This window comes from Pseudomonas sp. NFACC24-1 (assembly GCF_900115235.1).
GTDB classification, from domain to species: domain Bacteria; phylum Pseudomonadota; class Gammaproteobacteria; order Pseudomonadales; family Pseudomonadaceae; genus Aquipseudomonas; species Aquipseudomonas fluorescens_AA.
Map to the genome: position 1 here is coordinate 73,512 of NZ_FOVS01000019.1, position 15,055 is coordinate 88,566.

Genomic DNA, 15,055 nt, shown 5'->3' on the forward strand with positions numbered 1-15,055 from the left:
ACACTCATTCCTGCGACGTGAAGCGTTCTCAGGATGACCATGAATTGTTCGAGAGTTCTGTCGATGACCCATCCTGCCGTGATAGATGAGCTGAAGACCCTGGTTGAGCCTGGCAAGGTCCTGACCGATGCCGACTCCCTGAACGCTTACGGCAAGGATTGGACCAAGCACTTCGCCCCGGCGCCTTCGGCCATTGTCTTTCCCAAGACCACCGAACAGGTCCAGGCCATCGTGCGCTGGGCCAATGCGCACAAAATCGCGCTGGTGCCATCGGGCGGGCGCACCGGGCTGTCCGCCGCGGCCGTGGCCGCCAACGGCGAAGTGGTGGTGTCGTTCGACTACATGAACCAGATTCTCGACGTGAACCTGACCGACCGTACCGCCGTGTGCCAGCCGGGCGTGGTCACCGAACAGCTGCAGAACCAGGCCGAGGAACATGGCCTGTACTACCCGGTGGACTTCGCCTCGGCCGGTTCCAGCCAGATTGGCGGCAATATCGGCACCAATGCCGGCGGCATCAAGGTCATTCGCTACGGCATGACTCGCAACTGGGTGGCGGGCATGAAGGTCGTCACCGGCAAGGGCGATTTGCTGGAGCTGAACAAGGACCTGATCAAGAACGCCACCGGCTACGACTTGCGACAGCTGTTCATCGGCGCCGAGGGCACCCTGGGCTTCGTGGTCGAGGCCACCATGCGTCTGGACCGCGCGCCGAAAAACCTCACCGCCATGGTGCTCGGCACCCCGGACTTCGACTCGATCATGCCGGTGCTACACGCTTTCCAAGGCAAGCTGGACCTGACCGCCTTCGAATTCTTCTCCGACAAGGCCCTGGCCAAGGTCCTCGGTCGTGGCGACGTTCCGGCACCGTTCGAAACCGACTGCCCGTTCTACGCCCTGCTGGAATTCGAAGCCACCACCGAAGAGGTCGCCAACCACGCCCTGGAAACCTTCGAGCACTGCGTGGAACAAGGCTGGGTGCTGGACGGCGTGATGAGCCAGAGCGAAACCCAACTGCAGAACCTGTGGAAGCTGCGCGAGTACATCTCCGAAACCATTTCCCACTGGACGCCGTACAAGAACGACATTTCGGTGACTGTCTCGAAAGTCCCGGACTTCTTGCAAGAAATCGACGCGATCGTCGGTGAACACTACCCGGATTTCGAAATCGTCTGGTTCGGCCACATCGGCGACGGCAACCTGCACTTGAATATCCTCAAGCCGGAAAACCTCAGCAAGGATGAGTTTTTCGCCAAGTGCGCGACCGTGAACAAATGGGTCTTTGAAACCGTCGAGAAGTACAACGGCTCGATTTCCGCCGAACACGGCGTGGGCATGACCAAGCGCGACTACCTGACCTATAGTCGTTCGCCGGTAGAAATCGAATACATGAAAGCCGTGAAGGCCGTCTTCGACCCGAACGGCATCATGAACCCGGGCAAGATTTTCCCGATTTGATACCTAAAACACCTGATGAACCCCAGAAGCAGGAGTCGGTAATGAGCTATCAGCACCAGTATGTCGACGGTACACGTATTCATTTCCCGGTGGGGAAAGTGGTGTGCATTGGCCGTAACTACGCCGAACATGCAAAGGAACTGGACAACCCGGTGCCCACCGAACCCTTGCTGTTCATCAAGCCGGGCAGTTGCGTGGTGCCACTGGAAGGCGGCTTCAGCATTCCTGCCGACCGTGGCTCGGTGCACTACGAGGCGGAAATCGCCGTACTGATCGGCAAGCCGCTGTCCACCAAGCCCAGCGCTGAAGAAGTACTGGACGCGATCTCCGGCTTCGCCCCGGCCCTGGACCTGACCCTGCGGGACAAACAGGCCGAGCTCAAGGCCAAGGGCCTGCCCTGGGAGATTGCCAAGTCCTTTGACGGCGCGGCGGTGATTGCCCCATTTGTTTCGAACGCCACATTTGCCGACCTGACCGACATTCCCGTGCGCTTGACCATCAACGGTGAAGTGCGCCAGGAAGGCAACAGCAGCCTGATGCTCAACCCCATCGTGCCGATGATCCAATACATGGCCGGTTGCTTCTCGCTGCAGGCCGGCGACGTGATCCTCACCGGCACCCCGGCGGGCGTCGGGCCGCTGAATGCGGGCGATGAACTGATCCTGGAACTGCCAGGGGCGTGCCGCTTCGAAAGCAGCGTTCGCTAACCCGGTTCTGTGACCGCTGGAAATTGTGTGGGAGCGGGCTTGCTCGCGAAGGCGGTATAACGGTCGACATAGGTGTTGAACCTGACGTCCCCTTCGCGAGCAAGCCCGCTCCCACAGACACCCAGCTTTCCGAACCCAAGGTTTTACCGTTTTTTTCACATGCCATCTGGATAATTCCGGGGAATGCGGCATCTGAGCCAGCCACTCCCCTAGCCGAATTTTCTGGAACGCATTCCCCGATGGCCAAAACCCAAGCACTGTCTGCCAAACCTGCCCGCCGCTCGCGCTTCGCCCTGCCCTGGTATGCCTGGTCGCTGCTGGCGGTGGCCGCAGCCTATGGCCTGGCGGTTGCGATGCATTGGGACGACCGTGGCCTGCTTTGGCTATCGGAACACTTCCAGAGCCCGGCCCAGCGCCAGGAAAGCATCTGGTTGCCGGACTACCACGTCGTGATCGACGCCAAACCGCTACCGGACATGGAGAAGGACGAGGCGTCCGATGTGGCCTACAACCCACAGACCAAGACCCTGTTCGCGGTCATGGGCAAGAACCCGTTCCTGGTGGAACTGACCCTGCAGGGCGACGTGCTGCGCAAGATGCCTTTGGTGGGCTGGAACAACCCCGAAGGCGTGACCTGCATGACCAATGGCCTGTTGGCGATTACCGACGAGCGCAATCACATGCTGTCGATCGTCCAGGTGGATGCCAACACCCGCGAACTGAACAGCACTGACTTTCCTCACTATGACCTGGGCGCCTCGCAGAACCAGAACAAAGGGTTCGAAGCGATCGCCTGGGACCCGCGCAACCAGCAACTGGTGCTCGGCGAAGAGCGCCCGCCGGCACTGTTCACCTGGAAAAGCGATGGCAGCCAACTGCTCAAGGGCGACAAGCAGATCCATGTCAACAATGAACTGGATCTGCGCAACCTCTCGGCATTGGCGATCGACCCGCGCACTGGCCATACGCTGGTGCTTTCGGCCGACTCCCACCTGCTGCTGGAACTGGACGAAAAAGGCGAGCAAGTCAGCTTCATGACCTTGCTGGGTGGCTTCAACGGCCTGAAAGACACGATCCCTCGCGCCGAAGGCGTCACCATCGACGATGCCGGCAACCTGTACATAGTCAGCGAGCCGAATCTGTTCTATCGTTTCGAAAAGCAGCGCTGACAGCGCTAACTCTGTAGGATAAGTTCCCTTTCGTTGTAGGGTGTGGCACACCGCCATTAAGTTTCAGTTCAGGCAACCGTGGTATTTCCACCCACCTGTTCTCATCCGAGCCCACCCCAACATGCGTCGACTCGCCCGTCCCAAACCCTTAATCCTGATATTGCTGACACTGGCGCTGATCCTCCTGATCGCCGTCGGTCAACACCTGCGCCTGTTCGAGCGCGCCTGGTTCAACCTCAACACCTATTGGAAACCCACCAGCGAAGAGACCATCGCCCTGGACCAATACCGGGTCACAGTGGAGGCGCAGGTGATCGACGGCCTGGACGATGACGTTTCCGCGCTGACGTTCGATCCGGTCCGCAAGAGCCTGTTTACCGTGACCAATAAAAACGCCGAGCTGATCGAGCTGTCGCTGGACGGCAAGATTTTGCGGCGCATCGCCCTGATCGGCTTCGGCGATCCGGAGGCGGTGGAATTCATCAGCGAAGACACCTACGTCGTCTCCGACGAACGCCAGCAGCGGCTGATCAAGATCCACCTGGAAGACGATACCCAGTTTCTTGACGCGGCCGATGCCGAGCAAATGAGCCTCGGCGTGCACATGAGCAGCAACAAGGGGTTCGAAGGGCTGGCCTACGACTCGGTGGGCAAACGCCTGTTCGTGGCCAAGGAACGCGACCCGATGCTGATTTATGAAGTGCATGGGTTTCCCCACCACAATCCGGAAAAGTCCTACGCGGTCCATGTGATCAACAACCCCAAGCGCGATGCGGGGTTGTTCGTGCGTGACCTTTCAAGCCTGCAATACGATGAACGCAGCGGCCACTTGCTGGCGCTGTCCGATGAATCGCGGCTGATTATCGAATTGGACATCGACGGCCGGCCGTTGAGCACGCTGTCGTTGAGCAAGGGTGGCCAGGGCCTGCAAAAAACCGTGCCCCAGGCCGAAGGCCTGGCCATGGACGACGATGGCAACCTGTATCTGGTGAGCGAGCCGAATCTGTTCTATGTGTTCAAGAAGCCGCAGCCCGACTGAAGGAATCAAAAATCCTGTGGCGAGGGGATTTATCCCCGCTGGGCTGCGTAGCAGTCCCCAAAAGCAATGAGCTCGATCTATCTGGCACAGCGATTAATTCAGGTTTTAGGGCTGCTTCGCAGCCCAACGGGGATAAATCCCCTCGCCACAAGAGTGCCAGTCACAAGATCGGATCAAGCCTTGAGGGTCTTCACCCCGTCAGCGGTTCCCAGCAACAACACATCCGCCGGACGCGCCGCGAACAAACCATTGGTGACCACGCCAACGATGGCGTTGATCTGGCTTTCCAGCTCCACCGGGTTGGTAATCTGCAGGTTGTGCACGTCCAGGATGATATTGCCGTTATCGGTCAGCACGCCTTCGCGGTACACCGGGTCACCGCCCAGCTTCACCAATTGCCGGGCCACGTGGCTGCGGGCCATGGGAATGACTTCCACCGGCAAAGGGAATGCGCCCAGCACCGGCACCAGTTTGCTGGCATCGGCAATGCAGATGAAGGTCTTGGCCACCGCCGCGACGATCTTCTCGCGGGTCAAGGCCGCGCCGCCGCCCTTGATCAGGTTCAGGTGCGCGTCGCTTTCGTCGGCGCCGTCGATGTAGAACTCCAGGTCACTGACGGTATTGAGCTCGTACACCGGGATCCCGTGGCCCTTGAGGCGCGCGGCAGTCGCTTCGGAGCTGGCGACCGCGCCGTCGAACGCGCCCTTGTGTTGCGCCAGCGCATCGATGAAGCAATTGGCCGTGGAGCCGGTGCCGACCCCGACGACGCTCTTGTCATCCAGTTTCGGGAGGATGAGGTCGACGGCGGCCTGGGCCACGGCCTGTTTGAGTTGATCCTGGGTCATGCGGGCTCCGAAGGTGCCGAGAGGGAACGAAAGGCCGGCATTATAGGCGCCGCAAGAGCCTCGGTCATCGCCTGATTGAACGCAGATCCCTGTGGTCGCCCGGCCAAAAGCCGGGTTAGACTCCTTGGCCCTGCCCAACCCGCTCAGTGATGCTTTCCGATGCTTGAACAGTACGTCAAAAAGATCCTCACCTCGCGCGTTTACGACGTTGCCGTAGAAACCCCGCTGCAGACCGCTCGCCAGCTCTCCGAGCGGCTGGGCAACAGCATTTTGCTCAAGCGTGAAGACTTGCAGCCGGTGTTCTCGTTCAAGATTCGCGGGGCCTACAACAAGCTGACCCAGCTCAGCGACGAAGAACGCGCCCGCGGCGTGGTCACGGCTTCGGCGGGCAACCACGCCCAGGGCCTGGCCCTGGCGGCCAAGGTGCTGGGGGTCAAGGCCACCATCGTGATGCCCAAGACCACCCCGGAAATCAAGGTCGAAGGCGTGCGCTCCCGTGGCGGCAAAGTGGTGCTGCACGGCGATTCGTTCCCCGAAGCCCTGGCCTATTCGCTGAAACTGGTGGACGAAAAGGGCTACGTCTACATCCACCCGTATGACGATCCCCACACCATTGCCGGGCAGGGCACGGTGGCGATGGAGATCCTGCGCCAGCACCCTGGGCGCCTGGATGCGATTTTCGTCCCGGTGGGCGGTGGCGGGCTGATTGCCGGGATCGCGGCCTACGTGAAATACCTGCGCCCGGACATCAAGATCATCGGCGTCGAACCGGACGACTCCAATTGCCTGCAAGCGGCCATGGCCGCGGGCGAGCGCGTGGTGCTGCCGACCGTGGGGCTGTTCGCCGACGGCGTTGCCGTGGCGCAGATCGGCCAGCACACCTTTGATATCTGCAAGCACCACGTGGACGAAGTGATCACCGTCAGTACCGACGAGATCTGCGCCGCAATCAAGGATATCTACGACGATACCCGCTCGATCACCGAACCTGCCGGCGCCCTGGGCGTGGCCGGGATCAAGAAATACGTCGAGTCACGGGGCATCAGCGGCCAGACCCTGGTGGCCATCGACTCCGGTGCCAACGTCAACTTCGACCGCTTGCGCCACGTCGCCGAGCGCGCCGAGCTGGGCGAAGGTCGCGAAGCGATCATCGCCGTGACCATCCCCGAGAAGCCGGGCAGCTTCAAGGCGTTCTGCGAAGCCGTCGGCAAGCGCCAGATCACCGAATTCAACTATCGCTACAACACCGGCAGTGAAGCGCACATTTTCGTCGGCGTGCAGACCCACCCGGAAAACGACCCGCGCAGCGCGCTGATCGCCAGCCTGACCGAACAAGGCTTCCCGGTGCTGGACCTGACCGACAATGAGCTGGCCAAGTTGCACATCCGCCACATGGTCGGCGGGCATGCGGCCCATGTCATCGATGAGGTGGTGCTGCGCTTCGAATTCCCGGAGCGCCCGGGCGCGCTGTTCAACTTTCTCAACAAGCTGGGTGGGCGCTGGAATATCTCGATGTTCCACTACCGCAACCATGGCGCCGCGGACGGCCGCGTGGTCGCGGGGCTGCAAGTGCCTCACGATGAACGCCACCTGGTGCCGGCGGCCCTGGAAGAAATCGGCTATCCGTACTGGGATGAAAGTGACAACCCGGCGTATCAGCTGTTCCTGGGGTGACCCCTACAGAGGCTAAGCTGTTGAGCACGTCATAAGGAAATCGAACGATGGAAACGTTAACCGCGCTGAAAATCGCTCACGTCGTCGCCACGGTGTTGCTGTTGGCTGGCGCCCTGGGGCTGGCCGTCTGGGTCTGGCGCACGCGACGCAACGGCGATGCCACGGCGGTCGCGCGCACGCTGCAACGGCCGCGACTGTTCGTCTGGCTGGTGATGATCCTGGCACTGGCGAGCCTACCGTTCACCGGATGGTGGATGGTTCATCAAGTCGGCTGGCCACTGGGCCAGACCTGGCTGCTGGCTTCCAGCGTGCTCTACACCTTGGCGGCGCTGGCGGGGTTCTGGCTGGTGGTGCGGCTGAACAGACTGCGCAAGCTGCCGTCGGCGGGCAACGGCAAATTCACCTTGGCCCTGGCGCTGTTCAGTGTTGTCTGCTTTGTCGCCATTGCGGGGTTGATGGGGGCCAAGCCGGTTTAAGGCTCTGGACCGTGTCGCTTTCATCGCGAGCAAGCTCGCTCCCACAGAGGTTGCATGATCGACGCCAATCCCCTGTGGGAGCGAGCTTGCTCGCGATAGCCATTTTCAGCCGCGCAACGAAATCACCGGCCAACCCCGCCTCTCGGCCTCGGCCCGAAGATTCGGATCCGGATCCACCGCCACCGGGTGCGTCACCACCTCCAGCAGCGGCAAGTCATTCATCGAATCGCTATAAAAGTAGCTGCCATCCAGCGAATGCCCAGTCTCTTCCAGCCAACGGTTCAACCGAGTCACCTTGCCCTCGCGAAAACACGGGATGTCGGTGCTGCGGCCGCTGTAGCGCCCGTCAACCATCTCGCATTCGGTGGCGATCAGGGTTTCGACGCCCAGGCGCTCGGCAATCGGCGCGGTGACGAAGCGGTTGGTGGCGGTAATGATCACCAGCTTGTCGCCAGCGTCGCGGTGTTTTTCCAGCAGTTCGATGGCCTGGGGCAATACGATCGGCTCGATGCAGTCGCGCATGTAGTCCTGGTGCCACTGGGCCAGCACGTGCATTTCGGTACGGCCGAGGATTTCCAGGCAAAAATTCAGGTACTCGGCGTTGTCGAGCTTGCCGGCCAGGTAATCCTCGTAGAACGCGTCGTTGCGTGCCTTGTACGTGACAGCGTCCAGAAAACCGCGCTCACACAGGTAATCGCCCCACGCGTGGTCGCTGTCGCCGCCCAGCAATGTGTTATCCAAGTCGAATAAAGCCAGCCGCATTGCAGTTACTCGCTGAAAAATCTGAAGAAAGGCGTCCAGAATACGGACTTTTCACAAGAGTGCACATAAGCTAGGGGCGCTCGTTGCTGCTTTCACAACCTTTGTGGAACAATGCGGCGACATGCGTTTGCGAGGTTGTTGCCGTGATCGATCCCGATGGTTTCCGTCCCAATGTGGGGATCATTCTTACGAATGATGCTGGGCAGGTGCTATGGGCTCGCCGTATCAATCAAGACGCCTGGCAGTTTCCCCAGGGTGGGATCAACCCCCAGGAGACGCCGGAAGAGGCCTTGTACCGCGAGTTGAACGAAGAAGTGGGGCTTGAGCGAGAAGATGTCGAAATACTCGCCTGCACCCGAGGCTGGTTGCGCTATCGTTTGCCGCAACGCCTGGTCCGCACGCACAGCCAACCGCTGTGCATCGGCCAGAAGCAGAAATGGTTTCTCCTGCGCCTGATCTCCAACGAGCAGCGGGTGCGGATGGATTTGACCGGTAAACCGGAGTTCGATGGCTGGCGCTGGGTCAGCTATTGGTATCCGTTGGGCCAGGTGGTGACATTCAAGCGCGAAGTGTATCGACGCGCTCTCAAAGAGCTTGCCCCGCGCCTGCTGACGCGCGACTGACGACGGAGTTCGACCCCGAGCCATGCTCAATACGCTGCGCAAGATCGTCCAGGAAGTTAACTCCGCCAAGGATCTCAAGGCGGCGTTGGGGATTATTGTATTGCGCGTCAAAGAGGCCATGGGCAGCCAGGTCTGCTCGGTCTACCTGCTGGACCCCGAGACCAACCGTTTCGTGCTGATGGCCACCGAGGGCTTGAACAAGCGCTCCATTGGCAAGGTCAGCATGGCCCCCAATGAAGGCCTGGTCGGCCTGGTCGGCACGCGCGAAGAACCCCTGAACCTCGAAAACGCCGCGGATCACCCGCGCTATCGCTACTTTGCCGAAACGGGCGAAGAGCGTTATGCCTCGTTCCTCGGCGCACCGATCATCCACCACCGCCGCGTCGTCGGCGTGTTGGTCATCCAGCAAAAAGAGCGCCGCCAGTTCGACGAAGGTGAAGAAGCCTTCCTCGTGACCATGAGCGCGCAACTGGCCGGCGTTATCGCCCACGCCGAGGCCACCGGCTCGATCAGCGGCCTGGGTCGCCAGGGCAAGGGCATCCAGGAAGCCAAGTTCGTCGGCGTGCCGGGTTCGCCGGGCGCGGCGGTGGGCACGGCCGTGGTCATGTTGCCACCCGCCGACCTCGACGTGGTGCCGGACAAGACCATCACCGACATCAACGCCGAGCTGGGCCTGTTCAAGACCGCCATCGAAGGCGTGCGGGCCGACATGCGGGCCCTGTCGGCCAAGCTGGCGACGCAGCTGCGCCCTGAAGAGCGCGCGCTGTTCGACGTTTACCTGATGATGCTCGACGATGCCTCCCTGGGCAGCGAAGTGACCACCATCATCAAGACCGGCCAATGGGCCCAGGGCGCGCTGCGCCAGGTGGTGACCGACCACGTCAACCGCTTCGAACTGATGGACGACGCCTACCTGCGCGAGCGGGCCTCGGACGTCAAGGACCTTGGCCGCCGGTTGCTGGCCTACTTGCAGCAGGAGCGCCAGCAGACCCTGGTCTACCCCGACAACACCATCCTGGTCAGTGAAGAGCTGACCCCGGCCATGCTCGGCGAAGTGCCTGAAGGCAAGCTGGCGGGGCTGGTCTCGGTATTGGGCTCGGGCAACTCCCACGTGGCGATCCTGGCCCGGGCCATGGGCATCCCGACGGTGATGGGCCTGGTGGACCTGCCGTATTCCAAGGTCGACGGCATCCAGATGATCGTCGATGGCTACCACGGCGAGGTCTACACCAACCCCAGCGACGTGCTGCGCAAGCAGTTTGCCGATGTGGTGGAGGAAGAAAAGCAACTGTCCCTGGGACTGGATGCGCTGCGGGACCTGCCGTGCGTGACCCTCGACGGCCACCGCATGCCCTTGTGGGTCAACACCGGCCTGCTGGCCGACGTGGCCCGGGCGCAGAAGCGTGGGGCCGAGGGTGTGGGCCTGTACCGCACCGAAGTGCCGTTCATGATCAACCAGCGCTTCCCCAGCGAAAAGGAACAGCTGGCGATCTACCGCGAACAACTGGCCGCGTTCCACCCGCAACCGGTGACCATGCGCAGCCTGGACATCGGCGGCGACAAGTCCCTGTCCTACTTCCCGATCAAGGAAGACAACCCGTTCCTCGGCTGGCGCGGCATCCGCGTGACGCTCGACCACCCGGAAATCTTCCTGGTCCAGGCCCGCGCCATGCTCAAGGCCAGCGAGGGCCTGAACAACCTGCGCATCCTGTTGCCGATGATCTCCGGCACCCATGAACTGGAAGAGGCCCTGCACCTGATCCACCGGGCCTGGGGCGAAGTGCGCGACGAAGGCACCGATGTGCCGATGCCACCGGTGGGGGTGATGATCGAGATCCCGGCGGCGGTGTACCAGACCAAGGAACTGGCCCGGCAGGTGGACTTCCTCTCGGTAGGCTCCAACGACCTGACCCAGTACCTGTTGGCCGTGGACCGTAACAACCCACGGGTCGCCGACCTGTACGACTACCTGCACCCGGCGGTGCTGCAAGCCCTGCAGAACGTGGTGCGTGACGCCCATGCCGAAGGCAAGCCGGTGAGCATCTGCGGCGAGATGGCCGGCGACCCGGCGGCCGCGGTGCTGCTGATGGCGATGGGGTTCGACAGCCTGTCGATGAACGCCACCAACCTGCCGAAAGTGAAGTGGATGCTGCGCCAGATCAACCTCAGCAAGGCCCAGGAATTGCTGGCGGAAGTGATGACCATCGACAACCCGCAGGTGATCCACAGCTCCCTGCAACTGGCGCTGAAGAACCTTGGGTTGGCGCGGATGATCAATCCGGCTTCGAACAAGACGCTCTAACGAGCATCTGTGTGGCGAGGGAGCTTGCTCCCGTTAGGCTCTGTAGGAGCTGGCGAAGCCTGCGATCTTTTGATTTTTTTCACTTGAGACTCAAGTGCCAGGGGAAAGATCGCAGCCTCGCTTCGCTCGGCAGCTCCTACAGCACGAATCCTTCAGATTTGCAGCTCCACCTCCCCCAAATGCCCCCCATGGGGCCCGAAACTGCGCTCGACCATCTGCCGCGTCCCATCGGCATGGACAATCAGCGCCGTACTCGCCCGCGTCCCGTAGGCCGGGCTGGCAATGAACACACTCGATAGCAACATCTCGGTCGCCAGGCCCACGCCCGTGTCTGGCAGTTCCGCCACCGGCGCAGGTTGTGGGTCGTTCAGCAGTGCCAACAAGGCCTGGGGCTGCGGATCGTCCAGTACCTCGCCCAGGGCCGCCCGGGCCTTGAGCAATTTGGGCCATGGCGTGTTCAGCCCAGCGTTCGACAAACCATAGACGCCCTCGGCCAACCGCTGGGGCTGGGTATCGCGGGCGTTGTGGTGCCAAAGCTCGGTGCCATCGCCGAGCAGCAGGTTGAAACCACCATACTCGTTGGCGCGGGGCACGATTTCGCTGAGGTAATCGGCAATCGACAGATGCCCGGTCAAGAACCGCGCGACCAGCTCACCGCGCGACTTGAAGGCCGGCAACTGGCCCGGGTCACGGATATTGGTCAGGGCGGCAAAACGACCTTCGGCGCCAATGCCGAGCCAGGTGCCACCGGCTTCGAGATCGCGCCCGGCATGGACATGGGGCGCGTCAGGCCATTGGGCCAGGGGCAAGGTCGGCCGGGCGTAGAATTCGTCGCGGTTGGCCGCCACGATCAGCGGTTGGGCGTGGCCGGGTCGCCAGGCAAATACGATCAGGCACATCAGGTCGTCCTGTTAAAAAATGAACCTAACACTCCGCTTTGGTGGCGAGGGGATTTATCCCCGCCGGGCTGCGAAGTAGCCCCAAAACTATCGAATCAATCAACCTGGCAAATCTGGCTGTCAGGTTTTCAGGGCCGCTTCGCAGCCCAACGGGGATAAATCCCCTCGCCACAGAGGTTCCGCTCCAGGTCATCTGTAGGTCACTCTACCCACACATCGCCCCGGCATCCATCGCCTTCAGTGGAGCCTGGAGCCCTGGATCCGTTACCATGCCGCTCTTATTTCGGGGATGGGCGGGGAGAGTCTGGTGGAATTTGTGCTCTATCTGCTGCTTGGCGCCTGCGCGGGGGTGCTGGCCGGGCTGTTCGGCGTGGGGGGCGGGATCATCATCGTCCCGGTGCTGGTGTTCAGTTTCACCCTGCAGGGTTTCGATCCGCAGGTGTTGACGCACCTGGCCGTGGGCACGTCCTTGGCCTCGATCATCTTCACCTCGGTCAACGCCGTGCGCGAGCACCAGCGCAAAGGCGCGGTGCGCTGGCCGATTTTCGCCTGGATGACGGTGGGAATCCTGATCGGTGCCGGTTTCGGCGCGATCACCGCCGAAGCGATTTCCGGCCCGCACCTGCAAAAGATCATCGGCGTGTTCGCCCTGATCGTTGCCGTGCAACTGGCCCTGGACGTCAAGCCCAAGGCCAGCCGCACCGTACCGGGCAAGGCCGGGCTGACCGTGGCCGGCACCGTGATCGGCTGGGCCTCGGCGATTTTCGGCATCGGCGGCGGTTCGCTGACCGTGCCGTTCCTGACCTGGCGCAGCGTGCCGATGCAGCAGGCGGTCGCGACGTCATCGGCCTGCGGACTGCCCATCGCCGTGGTCAGTGCGTTAAGTTTCATGATTCTGGGCTGGCACGATCCGCTGCTGCCGGCCCATAGTCTCGGTTTTGTGTATTTGCCGGCGCTGCTGGGCATCGCCTTGACCAGCATGGTCTTCGCCCGTTTCGGCGCGCGGCTGGCCCATCGCCTGTCGCCGCGCTTGCTCAAGCGGCTGTTCGCCGCCTTACTATTCTGCGTGGGCTTGAGTTTTCTGTTCTGACGCAATCCTGGCTTAATCCCGAGGTGGCAGCGTCGCCCGGGCATTTTTGACGTTTACGAGGAATATCAATGCTGCCTTACCCGCAGATCGATCCGGTAGCCTTGGCCATCGGCCCGCTGAAAATCCACTGGTACGGCCTGATGTACCTGATCGGCATCGGCGGCGCCTGGCTGCTGGCGTCGCGCCGGCTCAACCGCTTCGACCCGACCTGGAACAAGGAAAAGCTCTCCGACCTGGTGTTCTGGTTGTCCATGGGCGTGATCGTCGGCGGACGCCTGGGCTACGTGCTGTTCTACGACCTGAGCGCGTACCTGGCCAACCCGACGCTGATCTTCGAAGTCTGGAAGGGCGGCATGTCGTTCCACGGCGGGTTCATCGGCGTGATGCTGGCGGCGTTGTGGTTCGGCAAGCGCAACAACAAGTCGTTTTTCGAGCTGATGGACTTTGTCGCGCCGATGGTGCCGATCGGCCTGGGCGCCGGGCGCATCGGCAACTTCATCAATGCCGAATTGTGGGGCAAGCCGACTGACGTGCCATGGGCGATGATCTTCCCGCCGTTCAGCGACCCGGCGCAATTACCGCGCCACCCGTCCCAGCTGTACCAGTTCGCCCTCGAAGGCGTGGCCTTGTTCCTGATCCTCTGGCTGTTCTCGCGCAAGCCGCGGCCAACCATGGCGGTGTCGGGCATGTTCGCGCTGTTCTATGGCATCTTCCGTTTCATCGTTGAATTCGTCCGAGTACCGGACGCCCAGCTCGGCTACCTGGCGTGGAACTGGCTGACCATGGGCCAGGTGCTGTGCCTGCCGATGATCGTCGGTGGCCTGGCGCTGATCTGGCTGGCTTATCGTCGTGCACCGGCTGCGGCGGCCAAGGTTTAAAATTCGAACCCCGGGGCGCTGGCCCCGGGTTCAAGGACACAGGTAACCCATGAAGCAATATCTCGATCTGGTGGCCCACGTCATCAAGAACGGCACCAAGCAAGCCAACCGCACCGGTGTGAACACCATCAGCTTCCCCGGCGCCATGCTGCGCTATGACTTGCAGGACGGCTTCCCGGCCATCACCACCCGCAAGATGGCCTTCAAGTCGGCCATCGGCGAAATGTGCGGTTTTCTCCGGGGCGTGAACAATGCCGCCGAGTTCCGCGCCCTGGGCTGCAAGGTCTGGGACCAGAACGCCAACGAAAACGCCCAGTGGCTGGCCAACCCGTTCCGCCAGGGCGACGACGACCTGGGCGAGATCTACGGCGTGCAATGGCGCAAATGGCCGGCCTACAAGCAGATACCCCTGAGCAACTCGGCGGCCATCGAGCAGACGCTGGCCCAGGGTTACCGGCAGATCGCCGAAGGCGAAGAGAACGGCCAGGCCTACGTGGTGCTGTACAAGGCCATCGACCAGGTGCGCCAGTGCGTCGACACCATCATCAAGGACCCGGGCAGCCGCCGTATCCTGTTCCACGGCTGGAACTGCGCCCAGCTCGATGAAATGGCCCTGCCGCCGTGCCATCTGCTCTACCAGTTCCACCCGAATGTCGAGACCAGGGAAATCTCCCTGACCCTCTACATCCGCTCCAACGACCTGGGCCTGGGCACGCCGTTCAACCTCACCGAAGGCGCCGCCCTGCTGAGCCTGATCGGTCGCCTGACCGGTTATACACCGCGCTGGTTCACCTATTTCATCGGCGATGCCCACGTCTACGAAAACCACTTGGACATGCTCAACGAACAGCTCAAGCGTGAGCCGTTCCCGATGCCGAAACTGGTGATTTCCGAACGCGTGCCGGCGTTTGCCAAGACCGGTGTCTACCAGCCGGAGTGGCTGGAGTTGGTGGAGCCGGGCGACTTCTCCCTGGAAGGCTATCAGCACCATGCGCCAATGACCGCGCCGATGGCGGTCTAAAGCTCACGGCTGATCGCTCCCACGCTCTGCGTGGGAGTGTTCCAGTGACGCTCTGCGTCACACAGGGACGCGGAGCGTCCCGGGCTGCATTCCCACGCAGAGCGTGGGAACG

General features: G+C 61.9%; 14 protein-coding genes. 11 read left to right on the forward strand and 3 right to left on the reverse strand.

Going from position 1 to position 15,055, the window contains the following annotated elements:
- Positions 1 to 63 precede the first annotated feature (63 nt).
- The 4 genes from BM317_RS18380 (at position 64) to BM317_RS18395 (ending at position 4,373) form a co-directional block, all read left to right on the forward strand.
- A complete protein-coding gene (locus tag BM317_RS18380; protein WP_092169289.1) occupies positions 64 to 1,458 on the forward strand; it encodes an FAD-binding oxidoreductase in 1,395 nt (464 codons plus the stop codon).
- 41 nt (positions 1,459 to 1,499) lie between these two features.
- On the forward strand, positions 1,500 to 2,165 hold the full coding sequence (locus tag BM317_RS18385) for a fumarylacetoacetate hydrolase family protein (protein ID WP_092475552.1): 666 nt from the start codon (positions 1,500 to 1,502) through the stop codon (positions 2,163 to 2,165).
- A 239-nt stretch (positions 2,166 to 2,404) separates the two neighbouring features.
- A complete protein-coding gene (locus BM317_RS18390) occupies positions 2,405 to 3,334 on the forward strand; it encodes an SdiA-regulated domain-containing protein (protein WP_092475555.1) in 930 nt (309 codons plus the stop codon).
- A gap of 121 nt (positions 3,335 to 3,455) precedes the next feature.
- Positions 3,456 to 4,373 (forward strand): SdiA-regulated domain-containing protein, encoded by a 918-nt coding sequence (locus BM317_RS18395; RefSeq protein WP_092475558.1) that lies wholly within the window; start codon positions 3,456 to 3,458, stop codon positions 4,371 to 4,373.
- Positions 4,374 to 4,546: 173 nt separating this feature from the next.
- On the opposite strand, the gene rpiA is transcribed toward BM317_RS18395, so the two are convergent.
- A complete protein-coding gene (gene rpiA / locus BM317_RS18400) occupies positions 4,547 to 5,218 on the reverse strand; it encodes a ribose-5-phosphate isomerase RpiA (RefSeq protein WP_092169301.1) in 672 nt (223 codons plus the stop codon).
- A gap of 159 nt (positions 5,219 to 5,377) precedes the next feature.
- Here rpiA and ilvA point away from each other — a divergent pair, with 159 nt between their 5' ends.
- Together ilvA and BM317_RS18410 are read left to right on the forward strand one after the other, a co-directional pair.
- Positions 5,378 to 6,892, forward strand: coding sequence for a threonine ammonia-lyase, biosynthetic (gene ilvA / locus BM317_RS18405; RefSeq protein WP_072409243.1), 1,515 nt, complete (start codon positions 5,378 to 5,380; stop codon positions 6,890 to 6,892).
- 47 nt (positions 6,893 to 6,939) lie between these two features.
- On the forward strand, positions 6,940 to 7,368 hold the full coding sequence (locus BM317_RS18410) for a DUF2269 family protein (protein ID WP_092475561.1): 429 nt from the start codon (positions 6,940 to 6,942) through the stop codon (positions 7,366 to 7,368).
- Between the two features lie 105 nt (positions 7,369 to 7,473).
- Here BM317_RS18410 and BM317_RS18415 read toward each other — a convergent pair whose 3' ends face one another.
- A complete protein-coding gene (locus BM317_RS18415) occupies positions 7,474 to 8,130 on the reverse strand; it encodes a histidinol-phosphatase (protein WP_092475564.1) in 657 nt (218 codons plus the stop codon).
- A gap of 143 nt (positions 8,131 to 8,273) precedes the next feature.
- On the opposite strand from BM317_RS18415, the gene BM317_RS18420 reads away from it, so the two are divergent.
- Together BM317_RS18420 and ptsP are read left to right on the forward strand one after the other, a co-directional pair.
- On the forward strand, positions 8,274 to 8,753 hold the full coding sequence (locus BM317_RS18420; RefSeq protein WP_003186867.1) for an RNA pyrophosphohydrolase: 480 nt from the start codon (positions 8,274 to 8,276) through the stop codon (positions 8,751 to 8,753).
- Between the two features lie 22 nt (positions 8,754 to 8,775).
- The gene (gene ptsP / locus BM317_RS18425) at positions 8,776 to 11,055 is read left to right on the forward strand and encodes a phosphoenolpyruvate--protein phosphotransferase (protein ID WP_092169313.1); all 2,280 of its coding nucleotides are present in this window, start codon (positions 8,776 to 8,778) and stop codon (positions 11,053 to 11,055) included.
- Positions 11,056 to 11,207: 152 nt separating this feature from the next.
- Here the strand turns inward: ptsP and BM317_RS18430 are convergent, their stop codons facing one another.
- Positions 11,208 to 11,954 (reverse strand): NRDE family protein, encoded by a 747-nt coding sequence (locus BM317_RS18430; RefSeq protein ID WP_092475567.1) that lies wholly within the window; start codon positions 11,952 to 11,954, stop codon positions 11,208 to 11,210.
- 307 nt (positions 11,955 to 12,261) lie between these two features.
- Between BM317_RS18430 and BM317_RS18435 the strand changes: the two genes are divergently transcribed.
- The 3 genes from BM317_RS18435 (at position 12,262) to BM317_RS18445 (ending at position 14,943) form a co-directional block, all read left to right on the forward strand.
- Positions 12,262 to 13,044 (forward strand): sulfite exporter TauE/SafE family protein, encoded by a 783-nt coding sequence (locus tag BM317_RS18435; RefSeq protein ID WP_092169414.1) that lies wholly within the window; start codon positions 12,262 to 12,264, stop codon positions 13,042 to 13,044.
- Positions 13,045 to 13,112: 68 nt separating this feature from the next.
- Positions 13,113 to 13,922 (forward strand): prolipoprotein diacylglyceryl transferase, encoded by an 810-nt coding sequence (gene lgt, locus BM317_RS18440; protein WP_092169319.1) that lies wholly within the window; start codon positions 13,113 to 13,115, stop codon positions 13,920 to 13,922.
- Positions 13,923 to 13,971: 49 nt separating this feature from the next.
- Entirely contained in the window at positions 13,972 to 14,943 is a 972-nt protein-coding gene (locus tag BM317_RS18445) for a thymidylate synthase (protein WP_092475571.1), read from the forward strand.
- Positions 14,944 to 15,055 lie beyond the last annotated feature (112 nt).